Raw genomic sequence first — 20426 nt, 5'->3', positions numbered from 1 at the left:
AGCCGAATAAAAGCGCCTCCGCAGAGGCGCTTTTTTATGTGTTCGAATCGGGTTAGTTCTGACGCTGCTTGTTCGCCATATGACGCGACAGCAGTGTGGCAGGATAAGCCGATCCGAGGCGGGCCACTGTGCCCTGTGCCGGGCTGATGGAAGCGGTAGCCAATCCAGCCGCATTGACAGCGTCGTTTTCAGGGGCCAGCATTTCCATGCTGCCTGAGATACTGGCCCCTTCTTCCATGGTCATTGAGCCGTATTGGATTTGTCCGGTGACTTTGCCTGTCGAATAAATCACCAGGCGTTTGTGTGCAATGAGTTCGCCTTCGAAATGGCCGCGAATTTCAGCGACATCGATTTCCGCCTTGCCGCAGAACACGCCGCCTTCCGCGATACGGATATGACGACTTTTCATGGAAGCTTCAACCCGACCTTCTACCACCAGAATTTCACAATCCGTAATTTCCGAGCCTTTAAGTTTGATATTGGGGCCTACGATAAGCTTGTTGCCTTCCTCTTGTGGTGCAGGCTTTGGGGCTGCTGGAGCAGCTTCCGCTTTCGAGGCTTGAACTGTTGGCGAAGTCGCAACAGGTTTATTTGCTTCGGATGCAGCGGTGGATGTGTCGGACGGACTCCCGTTCTGACGGGATTGCATGAAAGTCTTGAGCATAAGTAATGTCCTCATTAAGAATATCGGATTCAAATAATGTTGTGGGTGGGGGTGCCACAGCATGAAAGGACTAATGGCAAGAACTGTGCCAATAAAAATATTTAAATATAAACAATTGGTTGTGTCGTTTTGTGCAAAATATTTCAGCGAAAATTAAAGATTTTTGTCGTCCGTCAGCGACCTGATATGGAGTGTTTTTGTAAAAAATCAATATAAAACAAATGGTTATTATTATTGTATTTTGTCGTCGCGTAGCGACATAATGCTCGGAATGTTCCCCTGCATAAAGGATTTGTGAATTTGAGATATGCGTGCATAATTTCCGGGTGCATAATCACTCATACATCGCTGTCGAACCCAATATTGCCGGAATGACGATCCGTGCAAGGGCATGCACCTGTTTCATGTCAGGGCTTTAATGAACGCGCACCTCGAAGCCGAAGCCCTGTTTTTTCAGGGCAATCAGCACATGAAAGCCGGGGAGACCATAGAAGCTGAAGAATGTTTCAGGCAGGCTTTATTGCGGAATCCGGAATTTGCCGAGGCCTTGACTAACTTGGGTCTGCTACGCGAACAAGCCGGCGCAATGGAAGAAGCGGAGGCATGTTACCGGCAGGCTCTTGCAATCCATCCCGACGCGCAGACTTTGCTCAATCTGGGTGCCATGCTCTTGGCCCGAAAGTCCTTTGCTGAAGCGGAGGCCGTCAATCGGCATGCTTTGCAATTGGCGCCGGACTCGCCTGCAGCCTGGTCAAACCAAGGCGTACTGTTCGCCTGCATGAAGCGGGAAGGCGAGGCCGAGCAATGCTATCGTACGGCACTGGCGCTGAACGGCAGTTATGCGAACGCCCGCTTTAATCTGAGCTACATACTGCTGCGCCAGGGGCGCTTCGAGGAAGGCTGGTACCATCTGCAAGCGCGGAAGTGGGTCGATATCCTGGGTAAATATTTCACTTGCCCGCAGTGGTGCGGCGAATCCCTGATCGGCAAATCCGTCGTCATCGGCTTTGAAGCCGGGCATGGCGACATGATCCAGTTCTGCCGTTATGCGGTTATGCTGAAGGAGCGGGGGGCGGCGTGGATATCCCTGATCTGCCACCCGGATCTGACCAGCTTGTTTGCAACGCTGCCCGGTGTGGATGAAGTGCATTCCTTGCAGAACATGCCAGCCCCAAAGTGGGATGTGTGGACGCTTCCCCTGAGCCTGCCCCATTACTGCCATACACGTCTGGATAATATTCCTGCACCGATTCCCTACCTGACTGCGGATCCGCTAAAGGTAGCGAAATGGGCCGCCTTGTTACCTGCGTCCGGATTGCGGGTCGGATTGGCATGGAAGGGCAATCCGCGTTTTGAAAATGATGCAGATCGCTCCCTGCCATCGCTGGCTATGCTTGCCCCCCTTGGACACGTATCGGAACTGCAGTTCGTCAGCCTGCAAAAGGGCGCGGGGGAGGAGAAAGCGACAAATCCGCCGGCAGGATTGTCCTTGCTGGCGCTCGGCTCCGCTATGACGGACTTTGCCGATACTGCTGCGGTGATGAGCCATCTGGATCTGATAATCACTGTGGATACTGCCGTCGCCCATCTGGCCGGGGCTATGGGCGTGAAGTGCTGGCTATTGCTGCCGGATTATCGACCCGACTGGCGCTGGCTGGCTGAACGCACGGATTCGCCCTGGTATCCGAAGCAGATGCGGCTGTTTCGCCAGCCTCCCGGAGGCGGCTGGCCATCGGTCATTGCCATGCTGGTCGAGGCGCTTGTGTGCTGGAGGAACGAACGCACTCATCGCGAAGGCGAATTCGCTGGTAATGTTGTGCCCCGAGTGCGTTAATATCGGTTTGCCGGTTTTTGTTGATAGGTACATGCATGAAAGCCTTATTAAATATCCTGCCCATTCTGTTATTGTTGAGTGCCTGCGCCTCATACGATGGCCGCGGGCTTCAGCCGGGCAAGGCCGGATTCGATGATATAGTCCGGGTAATGGGGCAGCCGGCGATGCAATGGCAAAACAGCGACGGTTCCAGACAGCTCGCTTATTCGCGTGGCCCGATGGGGGTGCATACCTTCATGGCAGTTATCGACAGCGCCGGCAAACTGAAAAGCCTGAAGAATGTGCTGGACGACAAAACTTTTGCGCAAGTCCGGCCCGGCATGAGCAAAGATCAGGTGCTGCGCATCCTGGGGCCTTCCGAACCTTCCTGGACGATCTATTATGCGCGGCGCGACGAATTGGTATGGGAATGGCGCTATTGCAATCAGCTGAATCAGCCATCGCGTTTCGATGTCATGTTCAACGGCAGCAAGGGCACCGTGCGCTCATCCATGGGAATGACCGAATCGCAAAGAGGCTTGTGCGGAGAACGGGAATGCATGTGCTAAGTGCACGTATGCAATTTCTGTTACGCCGATGCCCGGCGCAGCAGGTGAATCATGAACATGCTTGATATTCTGTTTGAGCGTTCTCAGACCCCCTGGTCGCGGGTGGCGGCTAGCAAATTGATTGCGGGCATCATGCTGATCGTATTGCTGATGTGGCTGATCAAAACGGCGGAAAACGGCTTTATTCCGGTACTGGATCATGCCAATCTGGCTTTCCATGAGGCAGGGCATCCGCTGTTCGGGATTTTTGGCGAAACGCTGGGGTTATATGGCGGAACCTTCGGCCAGCTGGTATTCCCTTTAGTGTTTATCGGGCGTTTCTGGTGGCGGCGTGAAAGTCTGGGCTTTGTGCTGGCAGTAGGCTGGCTATGCGAAAATGGTTTCAATATTGCCCGCTATATGGCAGATGCGCGGGCACAGGCATTGCCGCTGGTAGGCGGTGGAGAACACGACTGGTTTCACATCCTCAGTCGGTGGGGTGTATTGGAATACGATACGGTCTTGGCGAGCATGTTGCGCCTGTTATGCTGGATTGGCCTGCTGACGAGTATGGGCTGGCTGGTCTACCGTCATTTGAAGGACAGGTGAGACCGAAATTTCCGCCTTGCTGAAGGATCGCGCAGCAGATCCGGCAAGGCGCTTATTCATTAAGCAGTGTCAGTGTTGTTGCAGCCGTGTCCCGGTTTATATCCAGCTGCACTACACAGTATTCCGTATTCTTGTCGATGGGAGTAGGGTCGTCGGCGCAGCTGCAACCGCCAATGATGCTGGTATAAAAGATACCGGCCTTTACCCGGATGGAATCCGCCCTCTCAGCTGCATCGAGAATGACCGCTTCCAGTTCGTCATCGAGGGCGTAGTTGCCGACGGACAAGGCTTGCTGCAATGGTAACTGACTGGCATCCAGCTGTTCGATCTCGTTTTTGAGGACGCGTTTGAAGTCAGGTGTTCCCCATGCCTGTAATGAATCCGCTAATTTGAGTTCCAATTTATCCCCCGAATATGCGTGGTTTGGGCATCGATGGACATAAAAAAAGCCGTATCCCTTGTTTTTAGGAATACGACCTTTTTTGTGCATCTTGAATCAAATATTGGGGCGGCGTCTACCGAATACATCGCTGTAATCCTTATAAATAGGCGTTATGCTGTTTTTATTTTATTTAGTTACCCCGAAAGTTACCCCAACAAAAACGATGCTGCCCTGTTTGTCAGAGTCATATCCATAGCAATACTCCTAGTCGTTAGCTTAAGGAATATTACCAGTATTGCAAATCAGGGGGAGATATCCATGAATTCATAAGCCACTGAATGTTATCGTTTTGATAACGATCGCGTGCGCAGAACGTTCGGAATAAACATTTTTCATAGGCCATTTAGGTGTAACCTTCAGTGTAACCTTCAATATGAGACCCGATGCGAATCTTGGTGAGAACCGTCGCCAGATCGGTTGCATTAAAAAGTGTAGTAGTCGCGATCTGATCTGACAGTTCCCCGGTTTGACAGATGCAGCTGTCAGTTCAGATTCAGTTGTTCAATGTGGTGATTTTATCGTGCCATGCCTCCTTTCCGTCAATAAGTGTTTGCGTCGGAGTGCGGCCGCAGCACATCTTGCCCTGATGGGTGCGGTCATTGTTGTAATAAACCAGCCATTCATCCAGATCCGTTTGCAGCTCCGCGATTGACCGGTAAATCTTGCGCCGGAACGCGACCTGATAGAACTCCTGCAGGATGGTCTTGTGGAAGCGTTCACAGATGCCGTTGGTCTGCGGATGATTGGCTTTGGTCCTGGTATGCTCGATGTCATTCAAGGCCAGATAGAGCTGATAGTCATGGGATTCCGGTTTGCCGCAATATTCGGTGCCGCGATCCGTCAGGATGCGTATCATCCCCATGTTCTGCTCGGCGAAGAATGGCAGCACCCGGTCATTAAGCAGATCGGCTGCGGTGATCGGCATTTTGGTCGTGTAGAGTTTGGCCGCTGCCCACTTCGAATAGGTGTCAACGAAGGTCTGCTGGTAAATCCGGCCGACGCCTTTGAGGGTGCCCACATAGAACGTATCCTGGCTGCCGAGATAGCCTGGGTGAGCCGTTTCAATCTCGCCATGCGCCACATCGTCGTCCTGTTTCTTTTCCAGGGCGCCTACTTGCGCTTCGGTCAGCACCTCGCCCGTTTCAGCAACATGCCGTTCCAGTGCAGTCAGGCGCTTCTTGAACGATTCGAGATCACGCCGCAGCCAAACAGAGCGTACACCAGAGGGAGAAACAAAGATGCCGCGTTTGCGCAGCTCATTGGATACGCGCACCTGACCAAATGCCGGTTGTTCCAGGGCGAAGGCGGCAACCGCTAATTCTGTGGCCTCTTCAACCCGGTTCTTGTGGTTCGGCTTTCTGCGATTAGCATCGATCAGGGCGTCGACACCACCGTTTTCCATAGCCGACTGATAACGGTAGAAGGTATCGCGGGAAAAGCCCATCACCTTGCAGGCGCGGGACACATTACCGAGTTCAGCAGCCAGATTCAGCAGGCCAACCTTGTGTTTGATAACGTTTTGGTGAAAACTGTTCATGGGGTTACTCCTTGGCGCTTGCGCGCTTTGTTTGATAAAGATTCGCACCTATATCAAACCGGGTAACCTCACCTTTGGCAAGGCCATACTGTCAGATCAAGTCGGAACTACTACAAAGCTCCCCGAATACCATTTCATCTCACATTCTTGAAAATTCACAAAACTTTAATAAAAGATTCATTGGCTTGAAATAGTTTTAACTCATGATATGTCACATTACATATCTAGACATCTACCGTCATGAGTCTTTACGCAATTGATCGCGATACCGGAATTACCCTTTACGCACAAATCGCCGAAGTGCTGGAGCGCGACTATGTTCGGCAGGGCGCGGCGGGCGACCGATTGCCTGCTGAAGGTGAGTTGGCGGCACGTTTTGCCGTTAATCGTCACACCTTGCGCCGTGCTGTTGATGAGCTGATTGTGCAAGGATTACTTGAGCGGCGTCATGGCGTAGGGATTTTTATTACCGATCAGTTGCTTGATTATCGCGTGGGTGCAAATACTAGATTTACTCAGACGCTGGCGGATATCGGTATTTCTACCGATACACGCGTGATACGAAAAATGATTACCCCTGCGCCTGCGGGGGTTGCGCGCAACCTGGCGCTGCTGGCTGACGAACCGGTTCTTTGGATTGAAACGTTACGCTTAGCCGATGGCTTGCCCTTCTGTGTCATCTCCCATTTTCTGCCTGTTGAACCGTTCAGCGCGTTGCTGGATGGCTATACCAGCGGGTCGTTGCATGACTATTTAGAGCGAAATCACGGCGCACTTCATCGTACCGAAAGTCTGGTAACCGCCGTCCTTCCTCAAGGTGACGACGCAAAGCTGTTGGGGATTACCCAGAATCGGCCCGTGTTGCGGGTCAAGAGTTTGAACGTGCTGGATCGGGATAACTCCCCGGTCGAGTACGCCATTACACGGTTCCGCGCAGACCGGATCCAACTGCGTATTACACCTTAAGACCTCCCTACTAAACATTACTGAATCCAACAGGAGTTTCAATATGCAATTTAACAAACTTGTTCTTTCCATGCTGATCGGCGCTTCGCTGATGAGTGCAACGGCAGCCGTACAGGCTCGCGAATTGGTGTTGGGCTTAATTCCAGCGGATAACAACGAAGAAATGATCAAAACCTTCGAACCGATGCGCGCCTATCTGGAAAAGAAGCTGGGCCAAAAAGTGAAAATGTTCACTGCAACCGACTACGCCGGCGTGATTGAAGCGATGAAAAAGAAGCGTGTGGATATCGCCTGGTTCGGCCCTTTGTCTTATTACCTGGCTGAACAAGAAGCGGGCGCTGAAGCCTTTGCAGTCGGCATTCGTGAAGGCAGCAATTCGGCTACTTACAAGAGCATCATCGTTACGCCTTGTGATAGTGGTATCAAAAACATTATGGATTTAAAGGGTAAGAGCGTTGCGTTTGTTGATCCAGCCTCTACCTCTGGCGGTTTGATGCCAAGCTACATGGTGAAGCAAGCGACCGGCAAGATGCCGCAGGAATTCTTCGGTAAGTTTACCTATGCCGGCTCACATGATGCAGCAGAATTGGCTGTGAAAAACAAGACCGTTGATGCGGCGGCTGACAATGACATTACTTATCCAAAGATGTTGGAAAAAGGTCTGATTACCAAGGAAAGCAATTGCATCATCGCCGAATCTGCACCGTTGCCAGGTTCGCCGCTGGTTTATCGCGGTGATTTGCCTAAGGAACTGAAAGCACAGATTCGCGATGCAATCCTGAACGCGGACAAGGAAATCAAAGTAACGGGCTACGGCAAGATCAGCCATTACGTTGCGGTTGAGCCTAAAGATTATCAAATGATCCGCAATATGGTTAAAGAACTTGGCCTCAAGAAAGAGCAACTGAAGTAATTGAAGTGTCGCGGTCGGTGAGGTAATTGCCGACCGCGAATTAATTTGGAGGTCGTATGGCTAAAATCATTATCAAAGACATCGGCAAACAGTATGCCAATGGGTTTGAAGCACTCAAGGGCGTCAGCGCAGAAATTGCAGCGGGTTCTTTTACGGTTATTCTCGGTCCGTCGGGCGCTGGAAAATCAACTTTATTACGTACTATCAATGGTTTGGAAACGCCGACCGCAGGCACTGTTCAGGTTGGTGAACAAGTCGTCACGCACGACAATCTTCGTCAAGTGCGCTCACAGGTTGGTATGGTGTTTCAGCATTTCAATTTAGTGGATCGATTGTCAGTTATGACCAATGTTCTTACCGGGCGCTTGTCGCATCGCTCGTGGCTGGGAAGTCTGTTGTATTTATTTCGTCGCACCGATTTGGATCTTGCGCACGATGCCTTAATTCGCGTGGGATTGACTGACAAAGCATGGAATCGCGCCGATAAATTGTCAGGCGGACAACAACAGCGCGTCGGTATTGCCCGTGCATTGGCACAACAACCGCGTGTGATTCTGGCCGATGAACCGGTTGCCAGCCTTGATCCGGTTGCCAGTGAAGAGATTATGGGACTGCTGCGCGAAATTTGTACCCGCGACGGTATTACCGTGGTCGTCAATCTGCATCAGGTCGAATTGGCTAAGCGTTTTGCTGATCGCATTATCGGGTTGAATGACGGGCGGGTTGTATACGATGGCCCGGCCAGTGGGTTGGATCACGCAACGCTGAGTCAAATCTATAGTCGCAACGGAGATCAAGTCGATGAGCAACTCGAAACTATGCTGGCCTACGCCTAACGGGCGACCTGGCCTGGTACCGACAGTCGTATTGCTCGGCTGTATCTTGCTTTTAGCGATCAGCGCACCGGCTGTTGAGCTTGATTTAGGCAGGATCGTAACTGCAATTCCTCGCATGTTGGCTTTTGCCGGAAATCTGCTGGTTCTTCCCGATTGGGAATATTTACCGATACTGGCTAAAAATATCTTGCAGACCATCGAAATGACGTTTCTGGCGACCAGTATTGCACTGCTAATCAGTCTGCCATTGGGCGTTCTGGCGGCGAAAAATACCAGTCCACATCCCGCTGTTTTTCATGCAACCCGCAATTTGTTGTCCTTGATGCGCGCGCTGCCCGAGCTGGTCTGGGCGTTGGTGTTCGTGTCTGCGGTCGGCTTAGGACCTTTGCCGGGAATCATGGCGTTGTCATTCGTGACGGTCGGTTTTATGGGTAAATTTTTTGCCGAGAGTATTGAAGTGGTCGATCAGCGTCAGGTGGAAGGGGTGGTGGCACAGGGCGCAAGTTGGTTGCAACTGCGTACCTTCGCTCATTTTCCCCAGGCGTTTCCGGACTTTGTCGGCACGGTGATGTACGTGCTGGATCACAACCTGCGGGCGGCTGCGATTCTAGGTTTGGTGGGTGCGGGTGGTATCGGTTATGACCTGGTGATGGCAATGCGCATGTTCGATTACAACAGACTGCTGCCCATTGCGCTGTCAATTTACATCGTGGTGACGTTGCTTGATCGCACATCCGATCACTTTCGCATGAGGATGATTTAAATGACTGAGCAAATAATCCAACGTCCTGCCTTACCCAAAAAGCCGTTCAATCCGACTTCTGTATGGTTGTCGGGTTGGCTGGCGCTGATTTGGCTAATCATCGTCGATCTTGAGTTGTCATTTGAGACGCTGCTGTATGGCGTGCAGGATATTTTTGAGTATTTCAGCCGCTACAGTCGTCCTAATTTTGATGACTTATCTAGATATGTAGAACTGTTAGGGCAGACGCTGGCAACGGCGTTGTGGGGAAGTACGCTGGCGATTGTAGTGGCGGCGCTGCTAGCGCCGTTTGCTGCTCGAAACCTGTCACCCAATGCCGTGACCTATCGCATCGCCCGTGAATTGCTCAACTTTATGCGTGCCATGCCGGATTTGTTACTGGCCTTGATTTTTGTCGCCGCATTAGGCTTGGGACCATTGCCGGGCGCATTGGCGTTGGGCGTACATACCGCCGGATTCCTCGGTAAGTTTTTTGCGGAAAGTCTGGAACGCGTAGATAACGGGATTTATGAAGCCGTCACGGCGACCGGTGCATCGCGTGTGCAACTGGTGATGTATGCCGGTTGGCCGTCGATTCAACGCGAAGCACTGGGTTACATGCTTTATATCTTCGACCGCAATGTGCGTATGGCCGCTGTGTTGGGCCTGGTGGGTGCGGGTGGTATTGGTCTTGCGCTGCATGACACCTTGCGCATGTTCAATTACGACCAGTCAGCCGCGCTGATTGTGGTGATTCTGGTCACGATTTTAACGATCGATTATCTGTCTACCTGGCTGAGAGGAAAACTTAACTAATGAATATTTCAAGAAATGATTGGCCAAGTGCGCTCTGCCAATTAAACGCGGCTGAAATCAAACAGGTCGCTGCAACCCTTAGCCGTGACATTGAAGTGCGTGATGTTGTCTTGCCACAAGCTGGACTAGGGCTGTTGAGCTTAACGGACGGTGCGTTTCATGAACCGTTTTACCTGGGTGAAATCCCAGTTGCACGCGCCGAGGTGATTCTGAAAATAGCCGATGGTCGTGAGGTTCAAGGTGGCACCGTGCTGGTTGATGACAGGGCGCAGTTAGCGCGCTCAATTGCCATTCTTGACGCCGTGCTGGCGGGGAAGTTGCCGGGCTATGAGCAGGCGGCAAGCCTGGTTGAGCGAGGAAATCAGATGCGTATCCAGAACATGAGCGAGCGCCGTCAAATGTTAGCTGCCACTCGTGTCGATTTTTCGCTACTGGAACAAGAGGATGACGAAGATGCTGAATGAAATGATTATCTGTTCGCCCGCTATCTGGCAACCCATGCTGCAACAGCAGGTATTTCGTGGCTTGCTTGATGGCTTTAGCTATCCGGGACGTATTGTTGCCTGCGCCGATAGCGAAACAACCGCTTGCCTTGCCATTCTGATTGCACTGATTGATGGTGAAACCACGCTGGCTGATCCTCAACAATGTTTGAATTCAGCACTGTGGGCCAAGTTGGAAACGCGTCCCTGTATTCCGGAAAAGGCGGCGTTCATTCTGCTGGATGGCACTCAATCAGCTGATTTAAACCCGTGCATAGGCACACTGGAAACACCTGAAACGGGTGCGACAATTTTATTACGCGTGGGCGCACTGCACCCAGATTCGAGTGGCAATCTGCGCTTGCAGTTGAGTGGTCCCGGTATCGAAACTATCACTTCCATCAGTGTAGACGGGCTGCATCCCGCGTGGATTACAGCGCGTCAGGAATGGGTTTCGGCCTTTCCGCTTGGCGTTGATTTACTGCTGTGTGATGAGCATCATTTTGTGGCGATACCGCGAACCACGCAGATCAAAATGGGAGACGCAGCATGAGTTACGTTGCAATCAAAGGCGGCAAAGCCGCTATCGATGGCGCTGCCGCCGCGACCGACTATATGCGTTGCATGAATGCAGTTGATGAGCCGATCAAGTTGTCCGTCATCGAAGATCAGTTGCGTTTATTGACGTCGAGGGTCGTCTCCGAAGGAGGATTGTATCATCCGAAACTGGCCGCACTCGCGCTCAAGCAATTTCAGGGCGATACGCTGGAAGCGGCTTTTGCCTTGCGCGCCTATCGTTCAACCAAGCCCAGATTGTTGGAAACGCCGCTGCAAGACACCTCGAAGATGCGGTGCATTCGCCGCATCTCATCGGCCTTCAAAGATATTCCGGGCGGACAAATGCTGGGTGCGACGTTCGATTATGCCTTGCGTCTGTTGCGCCTCGATCTGGCAAATGAAGATCCTGCTGCATTTAGACTAGTAGCCAAAAATTTTCTCAGTCATACGCCAGAGGCTGATTTGCCGGATAGCTTTCCGAAGGTTCTCGATGCACTGCGTGCCGAAGGTTTGCTGCCGCCTGTGGGAGCGATACGCGAGCAAGCCTTTGATATTACGAGAGATCCGCTGGTGTTTCCGGTGCCTCGCTCGGCAGCACTCGCGACGATGGCGCGCGCCGAAACAGGCTCTTTGCTGGCGATGGCGTATTCAAATATGCGTGGTTATGGCGACGTTCATCCTACCGTGGCCGAGCTGCGCGTGGGTTATCTGCCGGTCATGTTGCCGCATCCGGTAACCGGCGAATTGATGGAAGCCGGTGAAGTGTTGATGACTGAATGCGAAGTGGTGGCAATGTATGAAAGTGGTAAGGACGGTGATATGCCGGTCTTTACCCTGGGCTACGGTGCGTGCTTTGGTCACAACGAAGTCAAGGCAATCAGCATGGCAATCATTGATCGCGCCTTGCAAAAAGGCATGCGCGACGGGCCTGATAATCCGTCGGAAGATCCTGAATTTGTCTTGTTGCATGTGGATGGCGTTGATTCAATGGGCTTTGCCTCGCATTACAAAATGCCGCATTACGTTACCTTTCAGTCTGATATGGATCGCTTGCGCACCACGCAAGGCAAGCTGCGCGAGACAGGAGAAACCGCATGAACTCAAATTATGAACTGCCGCTAGAGGATGCTGGCTACTCGTTTGGATTCCTGGATGAGTATGCCAAGAAGGAAGTGCGTCGCTGCATCCTCAAAGCCATTGCCATTCCCGGTTATCAAACGCCCTATGCCTCGCGTGAAATGCCGATGGGTCGCGGTTTTGGCACGGGTGGTTTGCAAATCACCCTGTCGTTGATCGGCGCTCAAGACACGCTTAAAGTGATCGATCAGGGCTCGGATGATTCGGTCAACGCCGTGAATTTACGCCAATTTGTGCAACTGACTTGCCCGGGCGTTGAGGTCACTGAAAAGACGCAAGAGGCGACATTGCTACAGTCGCGTCACCGTATTCCGGAAAAACCGCTGACGGAAGCGCAGATATTGATTTTGCAAGTGCCGTATCCAGATGCGCTGGTGGTGGTTGAGCCATCAGAAGCGCGGCGAAAAATCATGCATGCCGAGGCGGATTATTCGCGCCTGTTGGTTAAACTTTACGAAGACATCGTGCATTTTAACGAGATCACCATCTCGCATCGTTATCCGACTCGTATCAACGGGCATTATGTGATTGATCCTTCGCCGATTCCGCGCTGGGATGTGCCGAAGTTACATCAGTCAAAAGCATTGGTTTTACTGGGTGCTGGACGTGAAAAGAAGATTTATGCCGTGCCGCCTTATACGCTGGCTGAACCCCTTGTTTTTGATGATATCGCTTTCCGCGTGGAAGATTTCCGTGATGTGAATGGTGTGCGTCATGCCTGCCGATGCTGCGCTTCAACCGTTAGTTTTCTGGATGAATTCAGCGATGATCAAGGACGGGTGGCGTATCAATGTTCGGATTCAGCGTATTGCGAAGAACAGCAACAACCACATTCCGGGAGTGCAGCATGAGCAACAAAATACTGGAAGTACGCGGGCTGTCGCGTATCCACGGCAAAGGCTGTCCGCTTTGCACACTACATACCGGCCCTGAATTTGATACCAATATCTGCCCGTTTTGCGGCAGCGTGGTGGCGGCTCATGATATTAATTTCGATCTGTATCGCGGCGAAATTCTGGGCATCATCGGCGAGTCCGGCAGCGGCAAATCAAGCACGGTCAAAATGCTGTATTTCGATGATGCGCCGACTTCCGGGCAAGCGACCTTCTTCGATGGTGCAGAACAGCATGATTTGTTCAGTCTTAATGCAGCTCAGCAGCGCAGCATGCGCAACAAACGCTTTGGCATGGTGTACCAGAACCCGCATCTGGGGCTGAATTTTCAGATATCGGCGGGCGGCAATATCGCGGAACGTCTGTTGATGAGTGACCTGAAGCATTACGCTGAAATTCGCCGCAGGGCAGGCGAATTACTCTCGCGCACAGAAGTGTCGCTGGCACGTATGGATAAAAATCCAAAAACCTTTTCGGGCGGGATGCAACAGCGCGTACAGATCGCCAAGGCACTGGCCACCAGACCGCCGTTGCTGTTTCTGGATGAAGTGACCACGGGTCTTGATCTGTCTGTACAAGCCGCCATCCTCGATCTGATTCTGGAAATTCAAACTGAACTTGATACGGCGATGATTGTGGTGACGCATGATCTGGGTGTGATTCGGCTGCTGGCCGGACGCACGCTAGTGATGAAGCATGGCCGCGTAATCGAGTCCGGTCTGACCGATCAAATTCTCGAAGACCCTCAGTACGCGTATACCCAGCGGCTGGTGGCTTCTGCCCTGTGAGATGAATATGACACACGCAATATTAACTATAGAAAACTACGCCAAAACGTTTTATTTACATGAACGTAATAAAGCTATTCCATCGGCATCGCATGTCAATTTGAGTGTTTATCCGGGACGTTTAACCGCCCTTGTCGGGCCTACGGGAGCCGGTAAATCTTCCGTTTTGAAGGGAATTTACCGCACTTATTTGCCCAGCAGCGGACGTATTCTTTTTCGTAGCAAAGCCGGAAATATCATTGATCTGGCAAAAGCGGGCGAGCATCAGATACTCGAGTTGCGTAAACAGGAAATCGGTTTTGTGACGCAGTTTTTGTATTGTCTGCCGCGCAAATCAGCCATTGATGTGGTGGCTGAACCCTTGTTTGCATGCGGGTTCGACAATCATGAGGCACGCGGTCGAGCTGAGCAATTATTAGCGCAACTGGCAGTGCCTAGTCATTTGTGGAATGTGCCACCGGCGACCTTTTCGGGTGGCGAGAAACAACGTGTGAATCTGGCGCGCGGCTTGATTGCTCAGCCTCGATTACTGCTACTGGATGAACCCACTGCGAGTCTTGATCCGGCGACGACTGAACGAGTAGTTGAGTATATTCAATCACTTAAAGAAACAGGCATCGCTATGCTGGCCATCTTTCATCACCCTGATCTGGTTAAACGTCTGGCTGATGAGGTAGCGGTACTTTCTCCCCCAATCGCTGTAACTGAACTTAGCAAGGACTAGCATGAAAAATCGACTCTATCTTACCGGCGCTCAAGTGGTACTTGAAAATGAAACCCTGAACAGCGCGGCTGTTCTGATCGAAAACGACGAGATCGTCGCAATCAATCCGGCAAGCAACAATGGTGCGCAGGAAATCGATTTGACCGGGCATATCCTGATGCCCGGCATGATTGATCTGCATTGCGATGCCTTGGAAAAGGAAGCTGAGCCGCGTCCCGGCGTGCATTTTCCGTTCGATTTTGCCTGTGCTCAAGCCGATAAACGCAATACGGCGGCGGGTATTACCACGGTTTATCACGCGTTGTCCTTTGCTAATGCAGAATTGGGTGTGCGTAACAACCAGACCGCTGCGGCGCTAGCGCGTGCGGTGCATAGCTGGCAGGAACACGCATTGGTGGATAACCGAGTGCACGCGCGTTATGAGATTACCGATCCCACTGCGCCTGCCGTGCTGCATGAACTACTGGAAAATAACGAGATACACCTGATGTCCTTTATGGATCACACGCCAGGGCAGGGTCAGTTTAAAGATACCGAAGCCTATCGTAACTACCTTGCGCGCACCTATAAGAAATCAGCCGCTGAAATAGACGTCTTGCTGGCAGATAAGCTGGCGCAAGGAGATGGTTCCTTTCTTCACATGCAGGAACTGGCAAAAGTTGCCCGAAATCTAGGTATTCCGCTGGCTAGTCACGATGATGATCGACCTGAAAAGATTAGTATTGTGACTGACTTGGGGGTGAGGATTTCCGAGTTCCCAATTAACCTTGAAACTGCCCAGGCTGCACGCGCAGCTGGCTTGGCAACGCTGTTCGGTGCACCTAATATATTGCGAGGCAAGTCACAATCAGGCTCGATACGTGCGCTGGATGCCATTATCGAAGGGGTGGCCGATTGTCTGTGCGGTGACTATTCTCCTGCGGCGTTATTGCCTGCAATAATGCAGTTACCTGTGTTGGCAGGTATTCAACTACATCAAGCTGTCGCGCTGGTGAGTGCGAATCCTGCGCGTGCAGCCGGTCTGAATGATCGCGGCACCATTGCGCCTGGCAAGCGTGCCGATTTGATTGCGGTGCGCAATCTGGGCGGATTGCCCCAAGCTGCGCGCGTATGGTCAGAGGGTCTTGCTGTGATGACGCTGGCTTTCGATCATGGTGCCTGAGATGAGCGGGGTTTTACTTTACGTGATTGGCCCGTCCGGCAGCGGTAAGGACAGCTTAATGCTGCATGCGAGGAGGTCGCTGGAGCAGGATTCCAGCGTGGTGTTCGCACATCGTTACATTACCCGTCCACACGATGCCGGCGGCGAAAATCATGTGGCGTTAAGTGAAGCTGAATTTGATTCAAGAATGGCGCGTAAATTGTTTCCCATGCATTGGCGCAGTCACGGCGTACGTTATGGCATAGGCTGCGAGATCAATCAGTGGTTGGCAAAGGGGTTGATCGTGGTCATGAATGGCTCCCGTGCCTATCTTCAACAAGCGTCCAAAAATTATCCTGAACTGATGCCGCTATTGATCGAGGTTTCGGCTGATGTTTTACGTGGCAGGCTTCAGTCGCGCGGACGTGAAACTGGCAGCGAAATTGACGCTCGTCTGATGCGAGCGGAGGAATTCAAAACCTTGCAGCATCCGAGCTTGCTGCGTTTTCGTAATGATGCGCCACTGGATGAGACAGGCCCCGCATTTGTCGAATTGATACGCTCTAAAACACGAGTAATTAAATGCAACTGACTTTTCTGGGTACGGGTGCGGCGGGTGGCGTGCCACTATGGGGGTGTGATTGTCCGATTTGCAGTCGCGCCCGGATTGATGTCAGCGCTATACGACGTCCAAACTGCGCGATGATTGAGGCTGGCGGGGTCAAATTGCTGCTCGATGCTGGTGTAATGGATGTCTGTGAGCGCTTTCCATCTGGCAGCTTATCCGCCATTTTGATTACACACTTTCACCCCGACCATGTGCAAGGCTTATTTCACTGGCGCTGGGGTGTAGGTGAGTTGGATGTATACGCACCGCACGACGCTGAAGGATGCGCTGATCTGTACAAATATCCCGGCCCGCTGAAATTCAAACATCTGTCCAAATTTGAGACATTTGAGGTGGGCGGTGTGCGGATTACGCCGGTGCCACTGGTGCATTCCAAGCCGACGCTGGGTTACTGTATCGAACACAATGGTGATCGATTGGCGTATCTGACAGATAGCCGTGAAATTCCGGCCACTACCGCAGAATTTTTGACGCAATGGCAACCTCACGCCATTTGTCTTGATTGCACTTATCCGCCCGGCGTGGAGGGGAAACGCAATCACTTTGATCTGCCTGAAGTGTTTGCGTTGAGTGCAAATTATCCGCATAGCGAAATCGTGCTGATGCATATCAGTCACAGTCTTGACCTCTGGTTGTTGAATCACCCCGTTGCATTGAACGGACGGCTGTCGCTGGCACGCGATGGCGATAGACTGGATATTCCGGGAATATCATGACGCCGCTGATGGCCGTGGGGGCGTCCGTTTTACTGCATGTTTCCTGGAATCTTTTGACTAGGCGGACGCCAAGCGAGGCCAATTTTTTATGGTGGATTGTTGGGCTGTATGTGCTGATATTCGCGCCATTCAGCTTGCCTGATTACCTGCGTGCCGCAGCACAGGTGCCCGAACTTTATCTCTGTGCGGCCATTAGCGGTACAAGCAATGGTCTGTATTTTTTAGCACTTCGGCGCGCCTACACATTGGCACCCGCCAGCGCGGTCTATCCGATGGTGCGCAGTTCCCCATTGTTGATTGCAATTGTTGAAGTGCTGTTCTTCGGTCACAGCTTCCCGTTGTTGTCCTGGTTCGCCATCCTACTAGCCTTGTCTGGTCTATGGATGATTGCAAGCAGCGCGCAGGAAGGGGTGGTGCGGCTGAGTCGTGCATGGCCTTATGCTTTGTTTGCAGCGTTGATGACGGTGATTTATAGTTTGAGCGACAAGCTGGCAGCGGTAAATATCCCTAATCTCAGAACCGCGCTGGGCTATGTTTGTGTAAATTTTGCGATCAGTTGGATTTTTCTGCTACTGGAACAAAGATGGCGTACTGATCGTTGGATACCCGCAGCGATACCACCTGTTTATGCGCTGATCATAGGAACATCTGGTGTAGGCACAGCTTATGCACTTGTTATCTATGCAATGCGCGCGCTACCCGCTGCCTATGCGGTAACCCTGACCAATGCAGGGATTGTGTTGACTGTATTGCTCGGCATAGTTTGGCTGAAAGAGCATGAAGGCTGGCGACAACGCCTTATTGGATCAAGTATGGTTGTGATCAGCGTCATAGTTGTGAGCCTAATGACCGGTTGAATTTCAGTCTTATGGAAAACTGATTGGCCAGAATGGGGAGGTGGAGAGCGTCGTTCATATAAATTGTAGTAGTTCCGACTTGATCTGACAGTATGGCCTTGCCAAAGGTGAGGTTACCCGGTTTGATATAGGTGCGAATCTTTATCAAACAAAGCGCGCAAGCGCCAAGGAGTAACCCCATGAACAGTTTTCACCAAAACGTTATCAAACACAAGGTTGGCCTGCTGAATCTGGCTGCTGAACTCGGTAATGTGTCCCGCGCCTGCAAGGTGATGGGCTTTTCCCGCGATACCTTCTACCGTTATCAGTCGGCTATGGAAAACGGTGGTGTCGACGCCCTGATCGATGCTAATCGCAGAAAGCCGAACCACAAGAACCGGGTTGAAGAGGCCACAGAATTAGCGGTTGCCGCCTTCGCCCTGGAACAACCGGCATTTGGTCAGGTGCGCGTATCCAATGAGCTGCGCAAACGCGGCATCTTTGTTTCTCCCTCTGGTGTACGCTCTGTTTGGCTGCGGCGTGATCTCGAATCGTTCAAGAAGCGCCTGACTGCACTGGAACGGCATGTTGCTGAAACGGGCGAGGTGCTGACCGAAGCGCAAGTAGGCGCCCTGGAAAAGAAACAGGACGACGATGTGGCGCATGGTGTCACTGCCGGATGTAAATTGATACAGAGCGCCGATTGAAAATTGATACACCGATTTGAGAAGATGGCCGGATTTTTGGATTCGGCCATGATCACAGACGAGGTGTATGTGGAAATTGAATTGTTGAGGAAACATGGCATGAGCTTGCGCAAGATTGCCGAAGAAGTTGGGTGTGCAGTGAACACCGTTCGGAGCCATCTGAAATCGGATATGAAACCCCGGTACCAGCGCAACCCATTAGGTGTAACAAAGCTGTCCCCGTTGCATGACTACTTGCGGGAACGCCAGGCAGCAGCCCATCCGGCGTGGATACCGGCAACGGTATTATTGCGCGAGATCAAGGCACTGGGTTATACCGGCAGCCACAGCCAGCTACGCGCGTATATGCATGGTCTCAAGCCGGCTGTGCCGGCCGATTCTGTTGTTCGGTTCGAGACGGCGCCGGGCGAGCAGACGCAAGTTGATTGGGTTGAGTTTCGCAAAGGTAAAAACCCGCTCTACGACTTCTGCGCGACGCTGGGCTACAGCCGGGCGAGCTTTGTCGAGTTCGTCACCGACATGAAAGTGGAAACGCTAATCGCGTGCCACCAGCATGCCTTCGAGGCATTTGGCGGCGTCACCAAGCGCATACTGTACGACAACATGAAGACCGTGGTGATCGAGCGTGATACTACGGGTGAAGGTGCGCATCGCTTCCACGCCGGGTTTCTCGATTAGGCGCACCACTGTGGCTTCGTGATCAAGCTGTGCCGTCCGTATCGGGCCAAGACCAAGGGCAAGGTCGAGCGCTTCAACGGCTATTTGCGGCGCTCGTTTTACGTGCCGCTGGTGGCACAGCTCAAACAGGCCGGGCTGACCCTGGATGCAATGACGGCCAATGCCCAAGTCCGTCGCTGGTTAAAAGACATCGCCAATGAACGCATCCATGGCACGACACAAATTCGTCCCGCCCAACGTTTACTGGAAGAATGTCTGCAAGCGATACCCAGCCCCTGGCGTGGCGACATCCGGGCGGCGCGCCCTCAGCGTGAGATAGCAACCCCAATAGTGACTACCGGGCAGGCAGCACGACCGGTGGTGGTCATCGAGCGGATCGCACAGGCATCGCCTGCGCAACACCCACTGGCGGTGTACGAACGGCTACTTGAGCAAATCCGCGATGAGCAGGGAGTAACGGTATGAACCTTCAGCACGAAAGAATGTTGACGCTATGCGAGCTGCTCAATCTGCCGTTCGTGGCTGAGGCATACTCAGGCGCCGCGCAGGATGCCGCGCAACAGGAAACCGCTTATAGCGACTTCCTGGAAGGACTCCTCAAAACCGAGGCGGCGGGACGCAACGTGAGAAAGCAGAACATGCTCACCCGCCTGGCCGGCTTCCCGGCGATCAAGACGCTGGATGACTTCGATTATGAATTTGCACTAGGCGTGAAACGCAGCCAGATCGAAGAACTGGCCGGGCTGGGCTTTGTAGAGCGTAATGAGAATGTGGTACTCGTCGGCCCCTCGGGCGTGGGCAAAACCCATTTGGCAATGGCGCTGGGTTATCGGGCGACGCAGGCTGGCATCAAGACGCGCTTTACCACTGCGGCTGATCTGCTGCTGACACTGACCACCGCACACATGCAGAATCAGCTCAAAAGCGTCATGCATAGGGCCATCAACAGCCATCGCCTGCTCATCATTGATGAAATCGGGTATCTGCCGATGACTCGCGAGCAGGCCAACCTGTTCTTCCAGGTGATCGCGGCACGCTACGAAAAAGGCAGTTTGATCGTTACCAGTAACCTGCCGTTCGGACTATGGGATGCGACTTTCGCTGGGGATGCCACATTGACCGCTGCGCTGCTTGATCGCCTGCTGCATCACGCACGTATCGTGCCGATTGCCGGCGAGAGCTACCGCCTCAAAAATCAGCGTGCGGCAGGAATGGTAAAGGGTAAACGGGCGGCTGCTCCGACCGAATAATT

22 protein-coding genes and 2 pseudogenes are annotated in these 20426 nt (G+C 52.4%); 21 read left to right on the top strand and 3 right to left on the bottom strand.

Annotated features, from left to right (window positions below; all coding sequences use genetic code 11):
* Positions 1–52: 52 nt before the first annotated feature.
* Positions 53–664 (bottom strand): polymer-forming cytoskeletal protein, encoded by a 612-nt coding sequence (locus CAP31_RS09345; RefSeq protein ID WP_087447280.1) that lies wholly within the window; start codon positions 662–664, stop codon positions 53–55.
* Positions 665–1082: 418 nt separating this feature from the next.
* Between CAP31_RS09345 and CAP31_RS09340 the strand changes: the two genes are divergently transcribed.
* From CAP31_RS09340 to CAP31_RS09330, 3 genes are read left to right on the top strand one after another with little or no spacing between them, the layout of a single operon-like run.
* On the top strand, positions 1083–2498 hold the full coding sequence (locus CAP31_RS09340) for a tetratricopeptide repeat protein (RefSeq protein WP_087447279.1): 1416 nt from the start codon (positions 1083–1085) through the stop codon (positions 2496–2498).
* Between the two features lie 35 nt (positions 2499–2533).
* Entirely contained in the window at positions 2534–3046 is a 513-nt protein-coding gene (bamE, locus tag CAP31_RS09335; protein WP_087447278.1) for an outer membrane protein assembly factor BamE, read from the top strand.
* A gap of 51 nt (positions 3047–3097) precedes the next feature.
* Positions 3098–3634: a hypothetical protein gene (locus CAP31_RS09330; protein WP_087447277.1), complete on the top strand. Its 537-nt coding sequence runs from the start codon at positions 3098–3100 to the stop codon at positions 3632–3634.
* 52 nt (positions 3635–3686) lie between these two features.
* On the opposite strand, the gene CAP31_RS09325 is transcribed toward CAP31_RS09330, so the two are convergent.
* Positions 3687–4034 carry a hypothetical protein gene (locus CAP31_RS09325; protein WP_087447276.1) on the bottom strand — a complete coding sequence of 116 codons (348 nt, stop codon included), beginning with the start codon at positions 4032–4034 and terminating at the stop codon, positions 3687–3689.
* A gap of 535 nt (positions 4035–4569) precedes the next feature.
* Positions 4570–5613, bottom strand: coding sequence for an IS481 family transposase (locus CAP31_RS09315; RefSeq protein WP_087446117.1), 1044 nt, complete (start codon positions 5611–5613; stop codon positions 4570–4572).
* A gap of 240 nt (positions 5614–5853) precedes the next feature.
* Between CAP31_RS09315 and phnF the strand changes: the two genes are divergently transcribed.
* From phnF to istB, 18 genes and pseudogenes are all read left to right on the top strand, one after another.
* Positions 5854–6579, top strand: a complete 726-nt coding sequence (gene phnF, locus CAP31_RS09310) for a phosphonate metabolism transcriptional regulator PhnF (RefSeq protein WP_087447274.1) — start codon at positions 5854–5856, stop codon at positions 6577–6579.
* A gap of 43 nt (positions 6580–6622) precedes the next feature.
* Positions 6623–7492 carry a phosphonate ABC transporter substrate-binding protein gene (gene phnD / locus CAP31_RS09305; RefSeq protein WP_087447273.1) on the top strand — a complete coding sequence of 290 codons (870 nt, stop codon included), beginning with the start codon at positions 6623–6625 and terminating at the stop codon, positions 7490–7492.
* A gap of 56 nt (positions 7493–7548) precedes the next feature.
* Positions 7549–8328 carry a phosphonate ABC transporter ATP-binding protein gene (gene phnC, locus CAP31_RS09300; protein ID WP_087447272.1) on the top strand — a complete coding sequence of 260 codons (780 nt, stop codon included), beginning with the start codon at positions 7549–7551 and terminating at the stop codon, positions 8326–8328.
* Positions 8294–9091: a phosphonate ABC transporter, permease protein PhnE gene (gene phnE / locus CAP31_RS09295; RefSeq protein WP_087447271.1), complete on the top strand. Its 798-nt coding sequence runs from the start codon at positions 8294–8296 to the stop codon at positions 9089–9091. Before phnC ends, phnE (CAP31_RS09295) begins: the two co-directional genes overlap by 35 nt.
* Positions 9092–9886, top strand: coding sequence for a phosphonate ABC transporter, permease protein PhnE (phnE, locus tag CAP31_RS09290; protein WP_087447270.1), 795 nt, complete (start codon positions 9092–9094; stop codon positions 9884–9886). It abuts the gene before it with no gap.
* Positions 9886–10350: a phosphonate C-P lyase system protein PhnG gene (gene phnG / locus CAP31_RS09285; RefSeq protein ID WP_087447269.1), complete on the top strand. Its 465-nt coding sequence runs from the start codon at positions 9886–9888 to the stop codon at positions 10348–10350. Before phnE (CAP31_RS09290) ends, phnG begins: the two co-directional genes overlap by 1 nt.
* Entirely contained in the window at positions 10331–10921 is a 591-nt protein-coding gene (gene phnH / locus CAP31_RS09280; protein WP_087447268.1) for a phosphonate C-P lyase system protein PhnH, read from the top strand. The genes phnG and phnH overlap by 20 nt, the downstream gene beginning before the upstream one ends.
* A complete protein-coding gene (locus tag CAP31_RS09275) occupies positions 10918–12024 on the top strand; it encodes a carbon-phosphorus lyase complex subunit PhnI (protein WP_087447267.1) in 1107 nt (368 codons plus the stop codon). The genes phnH and CAP31_RS09275 overlap by 4 nt, the downstream gene beginning before the upstream one ends.
* Positions 12021–12914, top strand: coding sequence for an alpha-D-ribose 1-methylphosphonate 5-phosphate C-P-lyase PhnJ (locus CAP31_RS09270; RefSeq protein ID WP_087447266.1), 894 nt, complete (start codon positions 12021–12023; stop codon positions 12912–12914). Before CAP31_RS09275 ends, CAP31_RS09270 begins: the two co-directional genes overlap by 4 nt.
* Positions 12911–13744 (top strand): ATP-binding cassette domain-containing protein, encoded by an 834-nt coding sequence (locus tag CAP31_RS09265; RefSeq protein WP_087447265.1) that lies wholly within the window; start codon positions 12911–12913, stop codon positions 13742–13744. Before CAP31_RS09270 ends, CAP31_RS09265 begins: the two co-directional genes overlap by 4 nt.
* Positions 13745–13751: 7 nt before the next feature.
* Positions 13752–14468, top strand: coding sequence for a phosphonate C-P lyase system protein PhnL (phnL, locus tag CAP31_RS09260; RefSeq protein ID WP_087447264.1), 717 nt, complete (start codon positions 13752–13754; stop codon positions 14466–14468).
* Position 14469: 1 nt separating this feature from the next.
* A complete protein-coding gene (locus tag CAP31_RS09255; protein WP_087447263.1) occupies positions 14470–15630 on the top strand; it encodes an alpha-D-ribose 1-methylphosphonate 5-triphosphate diphosphatase in 1161 nt (386 codons plus the stop codon).
* A complete protein-coding gene (gene phnN, locus CAP31_RS09250; protein WP_087447262.1) occupies positions 15620–16201 on the top strand; it encodes a phosphonate metabolism protein/1,5-bisphosphokinase (PRPP-forming) PhnN in 582 nt (193 codons plus the stop codon). The genes CAP31_RS09255 and phnN overlap by 11 nt, the downstream gene beginning before the upstream one ends.
* Positions 16192–16953 carry a phosphonate metabolism protein PhnP gene (gene phnP / locus CAP31_RS09245; protein ID WP_087447261.1) on the top strand — a complete coding sequence of 254 codons (762 nt, stop codon included), beginning with the start codon at positions 16192–16194 and terminating at the stop codon, positions 16951–16953. Before phnN ends, phnP begins: the two co-directional genes overlap by 10 nt.
* A complete protein-coding gene (locus tag CAP31_RS09240; RefSeq protein ID WP_087447260.1) occupies positions 16950–17810 on the top strand; it encodes a DMT family transporter in 861 nt (286 codons plus the stop codon). The genes phnP and CAP31_RS09240 overlap by 4 nt, the downstream gene beginning before the upstream one ends.
* A gap of 179 nt (positions 17811–17989) precedes the next feature.
* Positions 17990–18457, top strand: a pseudogene (locus CAP31_RS09230) (helix-turn-helix domain-containing protein); the annotation flags it as partial.
* A gap of 87 nt (positions 18458–18544) precedes the next feature.
* Positions 18545–19639: pseudogene (istA, locus tag CAP31_RS09225) on the top strand (IS21 family transposase).
* Entirely contained in the window at positions 19636–20424 is a 789-nt protein-coding gene (istB, locus tag CAP31_RS09220; RefSeq protein WP_087446196.1) for an IS21-like element helper ATPase IstB, read from the top strand. The pseudogene istA and the gene istB overlap by 4 nt, the downstream one beginning before the upstream one ends.
* Positions 20425–20426: the final 2 nt, after the last annotated feature.

This window comes from Sulfuriferula sp. AH1 (genome assembly GCF_002162035.1).
Classification (GTDB): domain Bacteria; phylum Pseudomonadota; class Gammaproteobacteria; order Burkholderiales; family Sulfuriferulaceae; genus Sulfuriferula.
The sequence above is the reverse complement of the archived record's forward strand: the minus strand, read 5'-3'. Positions and strand labels throughout refer to the sequence as shown.